Here is a 19892-nt window from a genome sequence, read left to right as displayed (position 1 = left end):
ACTCCATTAAAATACTACTAATCTTGCATTAAAGCCTTTTAAGATTCGGAATAATATGAACATTATACTTTTACTTGTTTCTACTAAATGTTCAAGTTAAAATAAAATCAATCAAACTGTATTGAGGGAGAGAGCATATGGGAAACAAGAAAATCAGAAAGATCGTCGTGTATTTAATGCTTATCTCAATGTTATTAACGAGCTTATTATCAGGTATCGCATTTCTTATGTAATAGACACCGTAATGGGGAGGGGAGCAAAAAGCTTCCCTCTCTTTATTTTATCGCTCCGTTTTTCTTAGCCAGCGTTTTGAAATCCTCGTTCGATAGGGTGATCAACACCTTAGTGCCGATGGGGACTTTTTCGTACAAACGCTCCACATCGGATTTATGCATCCGTACACAGCCATTTGAAATATATTCACCAATCGATGATGGCTGATTCGTACCATGTATGCCGTATATCCTCCCATCGGTATTTCGCGCATCGAAGCCAATCCACCGCGACCCCAAAGGGTTCCTGGGATCACCGCCAGGAATATTCTTTTTCCGGTAATATGGATTGACCGCTTTTACTTTGACCGTGAAGATCCCTTCAGGTGTCAGTTCCTGACTCTTTCCCGTACCGACCGGCAGAATCTCCTTGACCTCGTTATCATCAATGAACGCCAATTTATTGTTGGCTTTATTGATGATGATAAACGGATCGACAGGCTTAACCGATTGAGGCTGGGCCTGTACCTGTAACGGCCACAAAGATAGCATAAGCAACAAAGAAAGGATCCATTTCATTTGTATCATTCCTTTACTTTTTTACTTAGTTTAAGCCAAGTGCCTCTTTTTCATTCGGTTGCCGGTCAGCTTGGGTAATCCCTTGAAGGAATGCTTCAACAATAAATAGCGCTCCATTTCCTTCATGAGCTGCAGTAATGCAGCCCTGGATTCGAACTCTTCACGTGTCTGCGGCAGTGCCATTCCCCTAAAATGAATCTCCATTTCTTCAAGCTTCTTCAGATAAAGGATGGCCGTATTTTGTGGGTGGACGTTTTCTGCCAAATCTTCTATAAAATCAGCCACTATCCCGCTTTGCTTGACGACCAACGGAATATTCGTGACCAGGGGAAGAATTCGTTCAATTATTTCAAATTGCTTTTCACGCATTTTGAAATAATGGTAATACAGGTCTTCTTCCCTTAAGAAATGATTTTCCACGTCCCTGAAGGCAAGGCTCTTGGCTTGATTAAGAAGATTGGCTGTTTCGGTAATTTCCTTACCATCCCATGTGTGATCATTATCCCTCAAATAGCGGACAATTCCCATCAAGATCGCACTGAAGTTCGTTTCGATATTTTCCTGATAGGCCAGCAGTTTGTCATCGACACTGGGCATGTACAGATTCATGACAAGTGCCACTCCAACTCCAACTGCAATTAATATCGTTTCATTGATCAGCAGGGAAAAAGTGATGTTACCGGACCCGTATAGGTGCATGATGATGACGCTGCTCGTCACGATCCCCTCATTAATCTTCAAGGCCACTGTCGTTGGAATGAAAATCAAGAGAATCAAACCTATTATCAGCGGATGAAATGCGATGAACTGAAATAATAGGGATGCATAGGCCATTGCAATCAAACAAGCTAAAAACCGGTGCCAGGAGGCATACACCGACTTCTTTTTTGTAACTTGGATGCATAAGATCGCAATGATTCCTGCGGCAGAAAAATATTCGAGATTAAGCATTTGTGCAATAATAATTGCCAGGGTGGCCCCCAAAGCAGTTTTAATCGTCCTGTATCCGATTTTAAACATTGTTATGTATCACCTGGCTCTTTCTCTATCTATTATAATACTATCAGGAAATCAGATATTTTTACAGTCCTTTGCGAGTTAAATTTCCAATTTTTCTAAATACATGCACGCAAAAATACATTATAGGAAAAAAATAAAAAAGGTAACTAAACGTTACCTTTTTTCACAATTATATACTATTTGCTTTAGCTTATAAAACTTTTTCCAAGAAGTCTTTTGCACGCTGGCTTTTCGGATTGGAAAAGAAATCTTCCGGAGCACTTTCCTCAACGAGCAGACCCCCGTCCAGGAATAGTACTCGATCGGCCACTTCTTTGGCGAATCCCATTTCATGCGTTACGATCAGCATGGTCATCCCCGTATGTGCCAGTGACTTCATAACCTCGAGCACTTCTTTTACCATCTCGGGATCAAGCGCTGAAGTCGGCTCATCGAAAAGCATTACTTCCGGGTTCATTGCCAATGCCCGTGCAATCGCGACCCTTTGTTTTTGTCCGCCTGACAGACGATTCGGATAAGTCGATTCTTTATCGGCCAAACCGACTTTAGTCAATAGCTCACGAGCTTGTTTTACAGCCTCGGCCTTTGATAATTTTTTCACCTTCATAGGTGCATATATCAGATTCTCCAGTACGGTTTTATGTGGAAATAAATGAAAATGTTGAAATACCATTCCGACATTTTCACGCACTTTCATGATATTGGTCTTTTTTTCAGTGATGATTTGATCTTTAAACCTGATTTGACCATCAGTTGGAGTTTCAAGCATATTGATGCAGCGTAAGAATGTTGATTTTCCCGAACCGGATGGACCGATGATCGCTACCACTTCACCCTGTCCTATCTCGGTGCTGATTCCTTTTAAAACTTCGAGCTTACCATAATTTTTTTTTAGTCCATCAATTTTAATCACTGCGTCTCATTCTCCTTTCAATCACTTTGCCTAAGATGGTAAGAATCATGACCATCACATAATAAATGAGACCGGCAAATAAAATCGGCTCGAAGAATTTATATGTCTCACCGCCGACAATATAAGCACGGCGCATGATATCCCCTAATCCAATAATTGTGACAACGGCTGATTCCTTCGTTAAGGAAATCAATTCGTTAACAAGGGATGGCAGGATGTTCTTGATGGCCTGCGGAAGGATAATATTAAGCATCATCCCTGAATAGGGAACCCCAAGTGCAAGTGCAGCCTCTCGTTGGCCTTTATCGACCGCTAAAATGCCTCCCCTGATAATTTCAGAGATATATGCAGCTGAATTTAGACCGAATGCTAAAAATGCTGCTTGGAACGCTTCGATTTGAATCCCTAATATTTGTGGTGAACCAAAATAAATCAGCATTAATTGCAGCACCAAAGGGGTACCGCGAAAAATGGATGTATAAAAGTCAGCAATCCAATTCAATGGCTTGATTCTGCTGATTTTAAGTATAGATAATAATATTCCCAAAACAAATCCGATTACTGCCGCTACCGCTACAACCTTTAATGTAGTCGGTATTCCCTCCAGGATATATGGAAGGGAAGGCATAATCCTTTCAAATTCCAGATTCACTCCATTCATCCTCTCTTATGAGGCCGTTATCGGGCCTTTCTCCTGCTTCATTTTATTAACAATAAAGCGCGGAAAAACGTTCAGAAGGCATTCTGAACGCTTTTCATCTCTCTGCATTATTCAGTTTCACTGCCACCGAACCATTTTAATATTAATTTTTCCATTTCACCATTCTCTAACATTTTTTTCAACTCGGCATTGAATTCTTCAGTTAACTTGCTTCCTTTTTGGAAAGCGATTGCCGAACCGGCATCTTGTTCACCGGACTCGATCAAATGCCCCACCAATTCTTTATTATCTTTCAAGTAGCCTTTTGCCACAGTATCTTCCATGATCACGGCGTCAAAACGTCCTGTTGACATTTCTTGAACAACCTCAGGAATACGATTCCTTTTTTCAACTTTCATCCCGATATCTTGGGATTTATTCAAGTCATTTGCCAATGTCTCCTGAATGGATGCAAGCTGTACGCCAACCGTCTTCCCTTTTAAATCTTCAACAGTTTTGATTTTACTGTCCTTTGTCGTAATGATCATGTTTTTAGCTGTATAGTAAATATCACTGAAATCGACTGATTGCTCACGTTTTTCAGTTGGAGTCATTCCGGAGATAACGAAATCGACCGATTTATTTTCCAGGGCAGGCACAAGACTATTAAAGTCAATGTCCTTCACTTCGACCTCATAACCTAATTTTTTTCCGATTGCTTTAGCGATATCAATGTCAAATCCTTGGATTTCATCACTTTTAGATGTTTCAACAAATTCAAATGGCGGATAATCCGCAGATGTTCCCATTACCAGGACCTTTTTGTCTTCATTGTCAGCTGTGTTCTTATCTTCTTTCTCTGATGTTCCGCATGCCGCTAAAATACCTACTAATAAAATAGAAGTAAGCAACAATGCTAACTGCTTTTTCAACTTCATTATTATTCCTCCAAAATGATATTTTCAATTCTCTTGTTATTAAAATAGGTTAGTTAAATTTCGAATAACTAATATTCATACACTAATGTGTATTTTAACACACTCTAATAATTATTCAATAACGTAAATAATAGATTCATTTTTCAGAATATTATCATAATTTAACATTTGGGCTTCGTGCTTTCTCACCAAAGGTAATATATCCGCTTCCATATCTATCTTCTTTCCCAAAAGTTCCTGACTTATGCAATTTCATGAATAAAAAAAACCACCGATTGGGTGGGTATAGACTGTAGACAAAATTCGAACAAAAGCCAGTTTTCATATAGTTTTTTTCTTAAAAAAGTATTTCTGTTGATTCCAGAAATCTGCTCCCTTTCCGCCGACTGTCTGCCATGCCTCCTCGGCGCAAGCCGCCTGTGGGGTCTCGGCTAGCCAGTTACTCGGCAGGAGTGTCGCAAATTTCTTCATCCATTAAGGATCAATGTAAAACACAATCAAGGATCATCTGTTCTTAAATTTGGTTCGGGAGTGTCCAGCCTACAGGTTCTCTAAAAATTACATTTCTGTTGATTCCAGAAATCTGCTCCCTTTCCGCCGACTGTCTGCCATGCCTCATTAAAGCAAGGGCTTAAAAGCCAATTATCCTGGAGGGGTTTCGTAATCGCTGCAATCCAATTATGGTTTAAAGCAAAAACCACCTATGAAGTTCTAGTCTTGTTTTAAGCATGTTCAGGATGAGACCATTCCAATCCTCTTTTTGTCGACAAACTAAAACCCGCCGATTGGGCGGGTTTTTTGGTTATCGATACGGATTAAACTTCTTCGCAATATTGATCGAAGTAGTCTTGTAATTTTTCTACTACAGACATCGGGTGGTGCCCTTCAATTTCATGGCGTTCTATCATGGTGATGATTTTTCCATCCTTCAGCAATGCAAATGATGGGGATGACGGCGGATATCCTTCGAAATAATCACGGGCTTTTTCCGTCGCCTCTTTATCTTGCCCAGCAAAAACGGTTACAAGCTGATCTGGGCGTTTATCATTATGGATTGCATGAGCAGCTGCAGGTCTAGCTATTCCCCCAGCGCAGCCACAAACGGAGTTTACCATAACAAGTGTCGTTCCTTTTTGTGCAAATACTTCCTCTACTTCTTCGGGAGTGGTCAGTTCTGTATATCCAGCAGTCTTAATCTCATCACGAGCCTGTTTGACTACGTCGTTCATTAAAAAATTAAAATCCATATTCATGGCATTTGCTCCTTCCAAGTTTTCTCTTCAATCCTATCATAACAATTGCCTCTTCGTGATTCAATAAATTTACCTGTTAAAACCGCATAATCCGTTCCGAACATGTTTAAAACGAAAGGGGAGCGGCAATCATGTGTGTAACAACAAGACTTACAAAAGGATGGGGCAGGCGTGGGAGATGATCCATGCCTGCCCCATCCCATTTATTTTTCATTAGACTTAAATGTTTCGGCAAAAGATTGAAAGGCCTGCTTAACGGCAGCAGTGACCGTTTTATTCCCTGACATCACTTGATTCTCGAGTATAGGGAGAAGACTCTTGACGGTTTCATTTTTATAAAACATCGTTTTAAGCTGGTGATCGATCAATGAATAAAGCCATTCCCTAGATTGCATTCTTCTCCGTTCTTGAAAAACACCCAATTCCTTGGTCATATGGGAAAATTCATTCAATACATCCCAAAGTTCAGGAATTCCTTTACCGGTTATGGCGGAACAAGTATATGCCTTTCCTGCCCAACCCTTTGTGGCTGGCTGAAGGAAGTGCAGGATTCTGCTATATTCGGATTTCGTCCTAATCGCCAGGGGGAGGTTCTCGCCGTCGGCCTTATTGACAACAATTCCGTCCACAAGTTCCAGAATCCCTTTTTTCATCCCTTGCAATTCATCTCCGGCACCCGTTAGGACAAGAAGCATGAAGAAGTCGACCATACTTCGAACTATAGCTTCACTCTGACCGACCCCGACAGTTTCTATCAGTATCACATCAAATCCTGCCGCTTCACAAAGCAACATCGTTTCCCTCGTTTTGCGGTGAACCCCGCCCAAAGTTCCTTCGGATGGTGAGGGTCTTATGAAGGCATGGGGGTTTCTAGCCAGTTCCTCCATCCTTGTCTTATCGCCCAGTATACTTCCGCCATTGACCGAAGAGCTTGGATCGACGGCTAGAACGGCAACCTTATGGCCCCTGTCACATAAGTAGGTTCCGAACGTCTCGATGAAGGTACTTTTCCCGGCACCGGGCACTCCGGAAATCCCGATGCGCATTGAGTTCCCTGTATAAGGAAGGACGGCCTGCAATAATTCCTGTGCATGATCCAAATGGTGGGATGCATTGCTTTCAACCAATGTAATCCCTTTGGCTAGCTTGGCCCTGTCCCCTTTTATGATTCCCTCTTTAAGTTCATGGACCGGTATGTTTACATTATGTTTTTTGACGAATTTGCTTTTTGAAGGTTTGTTTTGGCTGGCCGCTAATTCCACACCTGGCTTTAATGAAGAAGCAAAACCTTCCTGATTGTTAAGATCGACCCATTCCGGCTTCTTGTCTTCACTCATTATTGGGCCACTTCCTCATATCCGAGGCGATTGTATATTTCCTGAAGCACTTTCTTTGCTGCCTGCGGAATGACCGTCCCAGGTCCAAAAATGGCTGTAGCGCCATTTTCCATAAGATAATCATAATCCTGTGCAGGGATGACGCCGCCTACTATCACTATGATGTCCTCTCGTCCCAAGTTCTTCAGTTCCGTCATAAGCTGCGGCAACAATGTTTTATGGCCGGCAGCAAGGGAACTCATTCCGACTACATGCACATCATTTTCCACTGCCTGGATGGCGGTTTCTTTCGGTGTTTGGAATAATGGACCGATATCGACATCATAGCCTAAATCCGCAAACCCCGTTCCGACTACTTTAGCTCCGCGATCATGACCGTCCTGGCCCATTTTAGCCATTAACAAACGCGGTCTTCTTCCTTCATTTTCAAGGAATTCTTCCGTCATGCGGACGACTTCCTCAATTTCCGCTTCTTTTGAGTATGCCGAGCTGTATACGCCGCTGATAGAACGGATCGTTGCTTTGTGACGTCCAGCCACCTCTTCGATCGCATCGGATATTTCACCTAATGAAGCCCGTACTCTTGCTGCTTGCACAGCCAGTTCAAGAAGGTTACCCTCTCCAGTTCTGGCAGCCATTGAAAGCGCTTGAAGAGCTTCATCCACCTTTGCCTGATCACGTTTCGCTTTTAATTCGCTCAAACGCTTAAGCTGACTTTCCCGAACTGCTGTATTGTCAATCTCCAGTATTTCAATCGGATCTTCTTTTTTCAACCGATACTTATTGACGCCTACGATCGTTTCATCTTGAGAATCGATTTTAGCCTGACGCTTTGCAGCGGCTTCCTCGATCCTCATTTTTGGAAGGCCGGTTTCAATTGCCTTCGCCATTCCTCCCAGACCTTCGATTTCTTCTATGTGCGCCCAAGCCCGTTCGATCAATTCATTAGTGAGCGATTCTACATAGTAAGAACCCGCCCATGGATCGATTACTTTTGTGATCCCGGTTTCCTCCTGCAGATAGAGCTGTGTATTACGTGCAATACGCGCCGAGAAATCCGTTGGCAGGGCAATGGCCTCATCCAATGCATTAGTATGGAGCGACTGTGTATGTCCAAGTGCAGCAGCATGCGCTTCAATAAGGGTCCTTGCGACATTGTTAAACGGATCCTGCTCGGAAAGGCTCCAGCCGGAGGTTTGGGAATGAGTCCTCAATGCCATCGCTTTATTATTTTTCGGTTCGAATTGTTTCATCAGTTTTGACCAAATGAAACGAGCCGCCCGCATTTTCGCAACTTCCATGAAATAGTTCATTCCTACAGCCCAGAAGAATGACAGACGTGGTGCAAATTTATCGATATCAATGCCTGCTTTCATTCCGGTACGTGCATACTCAAGCCCATCCGCCAACGTATAGGCAAGTTCGATATCAGCCGGCGCCCCCGCTTCTTGCAGATGATAACCGGAGATGGAAATGGAATTGAACTTGGGCATATATTTGGAAGTATACTCAAAGATATCAGCTATGATTTTCATGGACATTTCAGGCGGGTAGATATACGTATTCCTAACCATGTATTCCTTTAAGATGTCATTTTGAATCGTGCCTGAAAGCTTATCCTGTGTTACGCCTTGTTCTTCAGCTGTCACGATATAAAACGCAAGGATCGGTAATACTGCACCGTTCATTGTCATTGACACGGACATCTGATCAAGCGGAATGCCGTCGAACAGGATCTTCATGTCAAGAATGGAATCAATGGCAACTCCCGCCTTCCCCACATCACCGACAACGCGTGGATGATCGGAGTCATAACCGCGGTGTGTAGCTAAATCAAAAGCAACTGAGAGCCCTTTTTGCCCCATCGCCAGATTACGTCTGTAAAACGCATTGGATTCCTCAGCAGTCGAAAAACCTGCATACTGCCGTACCGTCCAAGGACGATTGACATACATCGAAGGATAGGGCCCCCTTGTAAAAGGAGCGATGCCTGGCACACTTTCCATATGTTCCAGGCCGCGAATATCTTCCTCAACATAAAGCGGTTTGATTTTTATTTGTTCATTGGTTTCAAACAGAAGATCCTCAATGTTTTTCCCAACGGCTTTTTCGACTTCCTTTTTCCATGCTTCCACTGTACCTTTCATTTCGGACTTAGCAGGATTTATAGCAGAAAAATTCGGTTTTTTCATTTCAGTTCACCCCTAGCTTTTGCAATAATTCAAGTAAAATGGATATTGCATTCGTTTTAACATGGATAAAATCTTTGACCCCGGCTTCTCTTAGTGTAATCTCCAATTCTTCTTGCTGCTTGCCGGCACTATAAATAGTGATTTCAGGGAATTGCTTTTTAATTTCTTTAATGATGACTGGCGCTAATTCCGAATAGTCACCATCACTTCCGCAAAGACAATAGATTGGGAGCTTGGTCGCAGCTACATAATCGATTGCTTCCTCAACGGTTTGACATCCCTTACTGACGATTGTTTCGATACCACCTGCTGCCGCAAGACTTTGAACGAAATCTGCACGAGGTTTATAGGATTTGAGATTTTTCAAATTAATTAAACCGATAGTTGGAGCCGTTCCGCTTATTCCTTTAAACTTTTCACTGCGTAGTCTTATCTGTTCGAACTGACTGGATACCCGCTCCAATTCAAGTGGGGTAATGCCAATCGGCTTCGCAACTTTCATATATGACACATGTTTATCCTTTGTCGTGGTTTTAATCTTATCAGCGGGATTTGGATATACATTCGTTCCGATGATACTTTCTTTTCTGAAAGCCGCATTTTGAACTCTTCCTTTGAAAACTTCAGCTATTTCTTTCTGAAGGGTACTTTGTTTAATTAGCTCCAGAATCCCCCCAGCTGCATCGATTTCAAGGAATTTTGCCCAAACCTTTTCAGCCAATTCATCCGTTAGTTGCTCAACATACCATGAACCGCCAGCAGGATCGACGACTGTTGTAATATTTGTTTCTTCTTTTAAAATCAAGTGAGTATTACGGGCAATTCTTTCTGAAAACTCATCGGTTTCACCTGTTGCGTGTGTAAATGGATGGATTTGAAGATATTGAATGCCTCCGATAGCTGCTGCAAAAGCTTGGTTCGTGGTCCGAAGAATATTGACGTGCTGATCATATAGCGTTTCTGTCAACTCGGAAGTTACGGCATGTATCGTCATTTTAAAATGGTCCGATGCTGTATCGAAAGCTTCTGCAAGACCTGCCCAAAGCCTTCTGGCAGCCCTCAGTTTAGCGATGGACATGAAGTAATTTGAATCCACTGCAAACGAGAATACTATTTTTTCAGAAACCGCAGCAATAGAAAGCCCTTGCTTTTGCCCTTCCAATAGATATTGGACGGCTGCCGATAATCCGTAAGCTATTTCTTGTACGGCGTTGGCTCCTCCATTATGGTAGACTGCCGTATTAATCAAAACTGTTTTTAAATCACTGCCTACCTTCTGATAATCCTGGATCGTCTTCAGCCATTCTGCAAAATAGTTATCCGTATCTTCTGGCAGCTGACCGCAAATGAGCCATTCTGCAATTGGATCTTCAGCAATGACGCCTGTCAATTGGGTATTTTGTGCTTCGGCAACAGCTTTGAATTGAGGGAATAATTCTTTTTGTTTCCCCTTAAGGTCAATGAAAACCGGCATTTCTTTTAATGGTATTTCCTTAAACAATGTTTCAGCCCTTGCTCCCTCGGAAAGCAATCGTGCAGGGTATGCCACGACATTTTGACCGCGCTTGAATGCAGCCCTCATCTTTTCATTTGCTTCTTCAGCCGTGATACCGCTTACAGGTTGAACGACAAGCCAAGGTTTGTCATGATATCCCGTTGGGGACGTTCCTCGGGTGAAAGGGAAAAATCCTGGCAATTCAGCTACTTTTTCCGTTGATTCCGCCTTTTCTGTATAGAGTGGATATAAAGCGATGCCCTCATATGTATTCGTTTTAAGCTTTTCTACACTTTTCCCTTTTAAACTTGCTTCCGCAGCTTCTTTCCACTCTTCATAAGAAGGCTTAGGAAAGGTTATGTTTTTTACATTTTTCAGTTCCATCTGTAATCGCTTTCTTATCCTCATACGCCCTTTTCCTTCATTGGGAGAACGAACGCTCAGTCAGTTTTGGATAAGAAAACCACCCTCCCGTCAATTTGATCTGGATTATACTAACATTCTACCATAATTTTCTTGAAATTTAAGACAATAGAAATTAGCAAACCTGTTATTAGGGAAACCACTAGCCTATTTTGCCTCTTCAAATCAAGTACAGCCCCTGACCTGTATTAGAACAGCTCTTAATAAAATAATAGCAAAAATAAAATTTTTGTCGATGTTTTTCTACGGAAAAGCGAAGTGCAAAAAAAAGGAAGGACCTTCCGGCCTTCCTTTTTTCATTTTAGTATATGGGAGTGTTGTCTTTGGAAATCTTTTCGATGATTTCTTTGACCCTCGCGAGGAATCGTCCGCATACCAGTCCGTCCAAAACACGATGATCAAGTGATAAACAGAGATTCACCATATCTCGTACTGCAATCATGTCATTAATGACCACTGGACGTTTTACAATCGTTTCAACCTGTAAAATGGCTGCCTGTGGATAATTGATGATTCCCATGGACTGGACAGAACCGAAAGAGCCAGTGTTATTAACAGTGAACGTACCACCTTGCATATCCTCTGCTTTTAACTTACCTGACTTCACTTTGGATGCAAGTTCCTGTATTTCCCTTGCTATACCTTTGATTGATTTTTCATCTGCATTTTTAATGACCGGAACAAATAGGGCATCTTCAGTTGCAACGGCTATCGATATATTGATTTCTTTCTTTTGTACGATTTTTTCGCCGGCCCACATCGAATTCAGTTCTGGAAATTCCGTAAGGGCTTGAGCAACCGCTTTTACGAAAAAGGCAAAGTACGTTAAATTATAGCCTTCTTTTTGTTTGAAATCGGATTTTAGATTATCACGCAATTTCACCATATTGCTGGCGTCAACTTCCACCATCGTCCAAGCATGCGGAATTTCGTGCTTACTTTTCAACATATTGGACGCAATTGCCTTACGGATGCCGGTTACCGGTATTTCCTTGTCACCTGCCGCAGTCGGCACGTTTGTTACTGGACTTGTTTGACGATTGACTTGAGGGGCGATCTCTTTAGGAGCCGCATCGGAAATTGCGGAAGGCTCATCCGCCTTAGGAAGATTCCCTGATTCAACAAGTTTCAGTAAATCTTTACGGGTGATCCGTCCCTCATTCCCCGTTCCTTTAACTTTTGATAGATCGATTCCATGCTCCTGGGAAAGTTTTAACACAGCTGGCGAATAGCGAGCTTTCCTTGATGGTTCTGCCGCTTGCTGCACATCTCTTGTAACAGGTGCATCAACTTTTTCCTCACTATGAGAAACTTGCCCGGCATTTTCGTTATCCGTCTTTGCCGTTTCAACTTCAATCGAGCAGATGACTTCCCCGACTGCCAATGTTTGATTCTCATCCGCTTTCAATTCCTTGATGATGCCGGTGAAGGAAGAAGGAACCTCAGCATTTACTTTATCCGTCATCACTTCAGCTAGCGGGTCGTATTTCGTGACATGATCCCCAGGCTTCACAAGCCATTTACTGATGGTTCCCTCCGTGACACTTTCGCCTAGTTGGGGCATCTTCATTAATTCCATAGCCATAATTCATTCCTCCTTCTTAACAGTCATTAATACTCGGCCAATTCCCTCATTGCTTTTTCCACTTTATCGGGATTCACCATGAATTGTTTTTCCATCGTAGGCGCATAAGGCATGGCAGGTACATCCGGGCCGGCCAATCGTTTTACAGGGGCATCCAAATCAAAAAGGCAATGCTCGGCTATTATGGCTGCGACCTCACTCATGATGCTTCCTTCTTTATTATCTTCCGTAACAAGTAATACTTTCCCTGTTTTAGAAGCCGCTTCTATGATAGCATCCTTATCCAAAGGATAGACGGTACGCAAGTCAAGAACATGTGCAGAAATTCCATCTGCAGCTAATTTTTCGGCTGCCTGAAGGGCAAAATGCACACAAAGGCCATAGGAGATGACAGTAATGTCTTCCCCTTCCCTTTTCACATCCGCCTTACCGATGGGAAGTACATAATCTTCAGTAGGCACCTCACCCTTGATCAAGCGGTACGCGCGTTTATGTTCAAAGAAAAGCACTGGGTCTTCGTCGCGAATGGCAGCTTTAAGCAAACCCTTTACATCATAAGGAGTGGAAGGCATCACAATTTTCAAGCCCGGCTGATTGGCAAAGATCGCTTCAACCGATTGCGAATGATAAAGAGCTCCATGAATCCCCCCTCCATATGGAGCACGGATTACCATAGGACAGCTCCAGTCATTATTGGAACGGTATCTGATTTTGGCTGCCTCTGAAACGATTTGGTTAATGGCAGGCATGATGAAATCAGCGAATTGCATCTCAGCTATCGGCCGAAGCCCATACATGGCGGCTCCAATCCCAACTCCTGCGATTGCAGATTCAGCGAGCGGGGTATCGATGACCCTCTCTTCACCGAATTGGTCGTATAAACCATTAGTGGCTTTAAAGACCCCGCCTTTTTTTCCTACATCCTCTCCCAATACGAATACACGGGAATCTCGTTCCATCTCTTCCCTCATTGCCATTGTCACGGCATCTATATATGAAATCACTGGCATTCTATTACCCCCTTACTTTTGTGCATATACATGATTCATAGCACTTTCAGCCTTCGGATATGGAGCATTTTCAGCATAATCGGTTGCTTCGTTGACTATCTTCATTACTTCATCATTCATTTGTTTCTCAAGGTCATCATCCATGATTCCCACTTCTTTTAAATAGGCTCCAAATGTCATTATGGAATCCTTCGTTTTGGCTTCGGCCACTTCGTCCGCCGTCCGGTAGCTTCGGTCATCATCATCACTTGAATGTGGTGTGAGCCTGTATGAGACGGTTTCTACCAGTGTAGGGCCTTCTCCCCTTCGTGCACGGTCAGCCGCTTCTTTCACCGCAGCATACACTTCCAATGGGTCATTGCCATCCACCGTTATTCCAGGCATCCCATATCCAATCGCCCTGTCGGAAACATTTTCACACGATAGCTGTTTCTCAATAGGAACGGAAATCGCATATTTATTATTTTCACACATGAAAATGACCGGTAGCTTATGCACACCTGCAAAGTTGGCCCCTTCATGAAAATCGCCCTGATTGGATGAACCTTCCCCAAACGTTACGAATGTTACCAAATCCTTACCTTCCATCTTCCCTGCAAGGGCAATTCCGACAGCATGCGGGACCTGTGTCGTTACAGGCGATGAACCAGTGACGATCCTATTTTTCTTTTGACCAAAATGACCAGGCATTTGGCGCCCGCCGGAATTGGGATCTTCCTCTTTCGCGAAGCCTGAAAGCATCAAGTCTTTTGCGGTCATTCCGAAGGTAAGCACAACACCTACATCCCGATAATAAGGCAGTACATAATCCTTTTGCCGATCAAGCGCAAACGCAGCCCCAACCTGAGCAGCTTCTTGCCCCTGGCAGGAAATCACGAAGGGAATTTTCCCGGATCGGTTTAAAAGCCACATGCGCTCATCAATTCTGCGGGACAAAAGCATTGTCCGGTACATATCTAAAACCGTTTCCTCATTTAAGCCTAATTGTTCATGACGTTTTTCTACCATCATAAAACCTCCTGACCTTATTCTTTATGAATGAATGGCACGTCCATCGACAGCAAGGGCCGCCTCTCCGATTGCTTCGGAAAGGCTTGGGTGCGGATGAATTGTCTTGCCTATTTCCCAAGGTGTCGCATCAAGCACTTTTGCAAGTCCAGCTTCTGAAATCATATCCGTAACATGTGGCCCGATCATATGAACGCCCAGTATATCATCCGTTTTCTTATCGGCGATGATTTTGACAAAACCATCCGCTTCCCCGAAAACAAGGGCCTTACCAACTGCACGGAATGGGAATTTCCCTATTTTAAGGTCATAGCCTTCCTTATTTGCCTGATCTTCCGTCAAACCGACACTTGCAGCCTCTGGGCTTGAATATACACATTTTGAAATGAGCGAATAATCCAGCGGTTCCGGTTTTTTGCCTGCAATATGTTCAACGGCCGTAATACCTTCATGGGAGGCAACGTGTGCCAATTGCAGACCGCCGATACAGTCACCGATCGCATAGATATGTGATTCCTTCGTTTGGAAAAAGTCATTGGTTTCAATAAAACCTTTTTCTTTCACAATCTCCGTATTTTCAAGGCCGATCCCTTCAACATTTGCCGATCTGCCTACGGAAACCAGCATTTTTTCAGCTGTGAATTCCTCTACCGAACCTTTGACTTCAGCAGAAATGGATGCTGAATCATCCGTTTTCAGGGTTTCAGGCAATACCTTGGCACCTGTAACGAATTTGACGCCTTTTTTCGTCAGGAGACGAAGCATTTCACTGGAAATATCATGGTCTTCTGTCGGGATGATTCTATCTGCATATTCCAGTACTGTCACTTCCACACCAAAATCATTGAGCATCGAAGCCCATTCAATGCCGATAACTCCACCGCCTACAATAATCATCGATTTTGGCAGGCTCTCAAGCTTTAGAGCTTCATCCGATGTAAGCACCAATTCCCCATCAATCGCTAAACCGGGCAGTGTCTTCGGACGCGATCCGGTGGCAATGATGACATTCTGGGGGATGAGCATTTCATTTTCAGTGCCATCATTCATTTCCACGGAAATTGTCCCAGGCATCGGTGAAAATATAGAAGGACCAAGTATACGCCCTAACCCTTCATAAACCGTTATCTTTCCCTGTTTCATCAAGTGCTGAACTCCTTTATAGAGTTGATCGACCACTTTATTCTTTCTTTCCTGCACTTTAAGGAAATCTACCTTTACATCCCCGGTAACAATACCGAATTCCTCACTTTTCACTGCAGTCTGATAAACTTCCGCACTCCTTAAAAGTGCTTTCGAAGGGATACAGCCATTATGTAGACACGTTCCGCCGAGCTTGCCTTTCTCCACGACAGCCGTTTTCAATCCTAATTGAGCAGCCCTTATTGCCGCCACATACCCGCCTGTTCCTCCTCCGAGGATAACGAGGTCAAATTCTTCAGCCAAAACCACTCCTCCTCACAAATACATACAATTTGTCACCATTTTTACTTGCCCTATGTTTATTACGTTATCCATGTTGAAAATTCCTGTGTTTATTTAAAAAAACACAGGAATCTAATCTTGTAAAATTACATTCATTTTCTTCCATTCAGGATATGTTTTTCATTTTGCAGGAATTGGCTCCTTGAATTCCTCATGCGAGCAATTCGCTCCTCTGCCATCCTATCCGCCGCTTTATAAGTTGGGATTTGATCACGTTTTGCAATCTCGATGACTCTTTCAATTGTATCATAAACCGTTTCCACTTTCTTAAGGGCTCTTTCCCGATTATACCCTAAAAGCTCATCGGCCACGTTTATGACTCCCCCTGCATTAATTACATAATCAGGAGCATATATAATCCCTTTTTCATGAATTTGATCGCCATGAACAGTTTCCTTTAATTGATTATTCGCAGCACCTGCAATGACCTTCGCCCTGATTTGATTAATTGTTTGATCATTTATGACAGCCCCTAATGCACAAGGTGCATAGATATCACATTCGACTCCATAAATTTCATCTGGATTCACTGCAGTCGCCCCAAAGGATTCAACCGCACGGGCCACGCTTTCTTTATTGATATCCGTAACGATAAGCTTGGCGCCCTCCTCATGAAGATGACGGCATAAGTTATAAGAAACATTCCCGACGCCTTGGACTGCAACCACCTTGCCTTCTAAGGAATCAGTTCCGAATGCCTCTTTTGCAGCAGCCTTCATACCGCGGTATACCCCATATGCCGTTACTGGGGAAGGGTTACCCGAAGAACCGAATGCTGGGGAAATCCCCGTGACAAAATCCGTCTCCTCATGAATGAGATCCATATCCTCAACCGTTGTACCTACATCTTCAGCTGTTATATAACGGCCATTCAGCCCTTGGATATACCTTCCGAATGCACGGAACATTTCTTCATTTTTATCCTTACGCGGATCGCCGATGATGACGGTTTTCCCCCCGCCTAAATTCAAGCCGGCAGCGGCGTTTTTATATGTCATTCCTCTCGAAAGCCTTAAGGCATCTTCAATGGCATCTTCTTCAGATGCATACGTCCACATCCTTGTGCCTCCAAGCGCAGGCCCTAATGTTGTATCATGAATGGCAATAATCGCTTTCAAACCCGATTGTTTATCCTGACAGAATAGCAGTTGCTCGTAATCATACTTCTCAAGATATTTAAAAATTTCCATAAAGGAATCCTCCCTAGATGTTTAATACATGTCAGATATGAGACTACTGAATTTCTCCTCATTCTTACTTGTTCCTACGTTCGTTTTAAATAAAAATCCGCTACTCACATGATATTTTCCCCATGGGGAATGGTTCCCTTGAGAAACCCATGCACCTTTAAATATGCAAATAACATGCCAATAAAATACATAATCAGCATCTTTTTATCCAAAAAAAGGACATGCTGGTTAATATGTTGGGCAACTATAGCCTATAACAAATTCAAAAAAATTTCATGTCAGAAGTGGAGTCTCGCTTAAATTAAAATAAATCAGAAAATTCCACGCATTTTTTTCACAGTGTGCAAATGATTGCATGCAAAATTTTTCACAGTTTTAGTTTTTCCATTTTATAATATAGATTTCTAACTGAAATCCCCAGCGCTTTTGCCGTAAGTGTTTTATTTCCCTTGTGGGTGTGGAACGCTTGCTGAATGATTTCGGCTTCATACTGGTCTATTATCTCCGAGAGCGGTTTCCCCGATACGTAGCCGGAAGGCTTCATTAATAATTTCTCTTGTTGTTTTAATGGAATCTCTTCGATAAAATCCGGAATATGATGGATATCAATGATTGTCTCGTTCAATTTCATGAAAATGATTGCCCGTCCTAAGATATTTTCCAGTTCCCTTACATTTCCCGGCCAGTTGTAGATTTGCATCTTATGTATAGCTGCTGCTGTAATTCCCTCTATGCTCCGTCCATACTCCTGATTGATTTTATTAATCAAATGCTCCGCCAATTCTCTCAAATCTTCTTTTCTCTTTCTTAATGGAGCAATGAAAATAGGCATGCGGTTCAGCCTGAAATATAAGTCTTCCCTGAATGATCCGTTTGCGATGGCCTGTTCAAGATTGATATTCGTAGCGGCTATGACCCGGACATTGATGGGGATCGGCTTCGTCCCCCCCACTCTGACGATTTCCTTTTCTTGTAAAACCCGCAGTAATTTAGCTTGAATGTTGGCTGGCAATTCACCAATTTCGTCCAAAAAGATACTCCCTTGATTTGCCTCTTCAAAAAAACCGACCTTTCCGCCCCTGCTTGCCCCGGTAAAGGCTCCTTCATCATAACCGAATAGTTCACTTTCAAGTAATGATTCCGAGATGGCCGCACAATTTACCCGAACGAATTTATTGAACTTCCTATCGCTCGCATTATGGATGGCATGTGCAAATAACTCTTTGCCCGTCCCTGATTCCCCTCTTAATAAGACAGTAGCTGGTGTTCTTGCCGATAATTTCGCCTGTTCAATGGGAAGCTTCATCTCTTCGGAAGCCCCAATTATATCATCAAAGGAATATTTAGCCTGCAATGTCCGGATGATCTGTCTTGCCCGATTAAGTTCGTGGGTCAAGGCTTGAATTTCCGATACATCATGAATGACGCCAACACTTCCTTTCAGGCACCCATCCACAATGATTGGAGCAACATTCACGATCACTTCCTTGTGTTTTGGGCCGACACGCATATTGACACCACGAACAGGTTTTTTTGTCTGAAGCACTTTCATATGCATACTTTCGCCTTCGTATATATCGATGGAAGCCGGCTTACCGATCACTTGGGTCTTTGTTAAGCCAGTGATTCTTGTATATGCCGGATTGATCAAAAGCCCCCTTCCTTGATCATCCACAACAGATATGGCTTCATCACTGGATTGAATGATTGCCTGGAGCATCGTCTGTATCTCTTTTAAATCAGTGATCTGCTCCGCCAATTGCACAGCTTCCATTTTATTCCTGAACACAGCAAAAGCCCCTATGATTTCCTTATCGGCATTCACCAAAGGTATCCTTGTCGTTATGAGTTCCATCCCATTGCCAAGGGTGATTTCCTGATTCACTTCTTTTTGGTTCGTTTGCATCACTCGCAGCAATCCTGTTGATGGGATGAAATCTTTGATATGTCTCCCAATCAGATCCTCGCGCTTTGTGTCTGAAGCACGTTCCGCACTATCATTGAACATGATGATGAATCCTTCATGGTCAATCACCACCATCCCTTCACTGGTCGTATTAAGGATCAAATCCATTTTTGCGGAGGTATTCTCCAATTTACTTATTAAACGATTTTTCTCTTCAAACAACTTAGTCATAATGAGGGCGACACTTCCAGGAATGAGAATCGTTTGTTCGCCCATGTCCCTTTTTATCTTTTTATAGACAGACGGGTCACCGGTCGTATCAAATATGATGTCCAAATCCCACTCCAATCCCATGCTCCAATTAGTCACAGTAGGAATCTTTCGTTCCTTCGCAGCAAGCATCCCTTCAGCGGATTCATTCGTATCAGCCATACAAACAATGGAGAACACTTCACTTTCCGATAGGAGTTTCAACACGGTCGTCCCTCCTACTCCTCCCCCTACTATCATGACCTTTTGCATCAGCCATCCCCCTTAAGAAATAATTTCCCCTTTAAATAGATCATTCCCTGCAATTTTTTTCATACTCCACACCATTTTACCATATCGGCCCCCTTTAAAAACAGCCGCCAACTCCCAGTCATTATCTAGATTCCCGTTACTTGACAAATAATTTATATCCTTTATCATTTTTTAAAGACGGAAT

The 19892-nt window shown here is 42.9% G+C and carries 16 protein-coding genes; 1 reads left to right on the top strand and 15 read right to left on the bottom strand.

Annotated features, from left to right (window positions below; translation table 11 throughout):
* Positions 1–137: 137 nt before the first annotated feature.
* Positions 138–233, top strand: coding sequence for a stressosome-associated protein Prli42 (gene prli42, locus ACZ9AO_RS05640; RefSeq protein WP_152908319.1), 96 nt, complete (start codon positions 138–140; stop codon positions 231–233).
* A 42-nt stretch (positions 234–275) separates the two neighbouring features.
* Here the strand turns inward: prli42 and ACZ9AO_RS05635 are convergent, their stop codons facing one another.
* The 15 genes from ACZ9AO_RS05635 to ACZ9AO_RS05565 all read right to left on the bottom strand — a co-directional run bounded on the left by ACZ9AO_RS05635 (position 276) and on the right by ACZ9AO_RS05565 (position 19708).
* Entirely contained in the window at positions 276–791 is a 516-nt protein-coding gene (locus ACZ9AO_RS05635; protein WP_476108624.1) for a L,D-transpeptidase, read from the bottom strand.
* Positions 792–821: 30 nt separating this feature from the next.
* On the bottom strand, positions 822–1811 hold the full coding sequence (locus tag ACZ9AO_RS05630; RefSeq protein WP_048678535.1) for an aromatic acid exporter family protein: 990 nt from the start codon (positions 1809–1811) through the stop codon (positions 822–824).
* 190 nt (positions 1812–2001) lie between these two features.
* Positions 2002–2724, bottom strand: coding sequence for an amino acid ABC transporter ATP-binding protein (locus ACZ9AO_RS05625; protein ID WP_048678537.1), 723 nt, complete (start codon positions 2722–2724; stop codon positions 2002–2004).
* A complete protein-coding gene (locus ACZ9AO_RS05620; protein WP_034311315.1) occupies positions 2717–3376 on the bottom strand; it encodes an amino acid ABC transporter permease in 660 nt (219 codons plus the stop codon). The genes ACZ9AO_RS05625 and ACZ9AO_RS05620 overlap by 8 nt, the downstream gene beginning before the upstream one ends.
* A gap of 116 nt (positions 3377–3492) precedes the next feature.
* Positions 3493–4296 (bottom strand): transporter substrate-binding domain-containing protein, encoded by an 804-nt coding sequence (locus ACZ9AO_RS05615; protein WP_197281878.1) that lies wholly within the window; start codon positions 4294–4296, stop codon positions 3493–3495.
* 821 nt (positions 4297–5117) lie between these two features.
* Positions 5118–5555, bottom strand: a complete 438-nt coding sequence (locus tag ACZ9AO_RS05610) for a BrxA/BrxB family bacilliredoxin (RefSeq protein WP_034308239.1) — start codon at positions 5553–5555, stop codon at positions 5118–5120.
* Between the two features lie 203 nt (positions 5556–5758).
* Positions 5759–6892, bottom strand: coding sequence for a methylmalonyl Co-A mutase-associated GTPase MeaB (gene meaB, locus ACZ9AO_RS05605; RefSeq protein ID WP_476108623.1), 1134 nt, complete (start codon positions 6890–6892; stop codon positions 5759–5761).
* Positions 6892–9084: a methylmalonyl-CoA mutase gene (gene scpA / locus ACZ9AO_RS05600; RefSeq protein ID WP_053535666.1), complete on the bottom strand. Its 2193-nt coding sequence runs from the start codon at positions 9082–9084 to the stop codon at positions 6892–6894. Before scpA ends, meaB begins: the two co-directional genes overlap by 1 nt.
* A 1-nt stretch (position 9085) precedes the next feature.
* Positions 9086–10987, bottom strand: a complete 1902-nt coding sequence (locus tag ACZ9AO_RS05595) for a methylmalonyl-CoA mutase family protein (RefSeq protein ID WP_476108622.1) — start codon at positions 10985–10987, stop codon at positions 9086–9088.
* A 316-nt stretch (positions 10988–11303) separates the two neighbouring features.
* The gene (locus ACZ9AO_RS05590; protein ID WP_476108621.1) at positions 11304–12587 is read right to left on the bottom strand and encodes a dihydrolipoamide acetyltransferase family protein; all 1284 of its coding nucleotides are present in this window, start codon (positions 12585–12587) and stop codon (positions 11304–11306) included.
* Positions 12588–12613: 26 nt separating this feature from the next.
* Positions 12614–13597 (bottom strand): alpha-ketoacid dehydrogenase subunit beta, encoded by a 984-nt coding sequence (locus tag ACZ9AO_RS05585; protein WP_048679296.1) that lies wholly within the window; start codon positions 13595–13597, stop codon positions 12614–12616.
* 12 nt (positions 13598–13609) lie between these two features.
* Complete coding sequence (locus ACZ9AO_RS05580; RefSeq protein ID WP_048679300.1) at positions 13610–14605, bottom strand: thiamine pyrophosphate-dependent dehydrogenase E1 component subunit alpha; 996 nt, start codon at positions 14603–14605, stop codon at positions 13610–13612.
* Positions 14606–14629: 24 nt separating this feature from the next.
* A complete protein-coding gene (gene lpdA / locus ACZ9AO_RS05575; RefSeq protein WP_251540899.1) occupies positions 14630–16051 on the bottom strand; it encodes a dihydrolipoyl dehydrogenase in 1422 nt (473 codons plus the stop codon).
* A gap of 131 nt (positions 16052–16182) precedes the next feature.
* Complete coding sequence (gene bcd / locus ACZ9AO_RS05570; protein ID WP_048679307.1) at positions 16183–17280, bottom strand: branched-chain amino acid dehydrogenase; 1098 nt, start codon at positions 17278–17280, stop codon at positions 16183–16185.
* A 367-nt stretch (positions 17281–17647) separates the two neighbouring features.
* The gene (locus ACZ9AO_RS05565; protein ID WP_476108620.1) at positions 17648–19708 is read right to left on the bottom strand and encodes a sigma-54 interaction domain-containing protein; all 2061 of its coding nucleotides are present in this window, start codon (positions 19706–19708) and stop codon (positions 17648–17650) included.
* Between the last annotated feature and the right edge of the window lie 184 nt (positions 19709–19892).

This window comes from Peribacillus sp. TE19612, assembly GCF_056279465.1.
The sequence above is the reverse complement of the archived record's forward strand: the minus strand, read 5'-3'. Positions and strand labels throughout refer to the sequence as shown.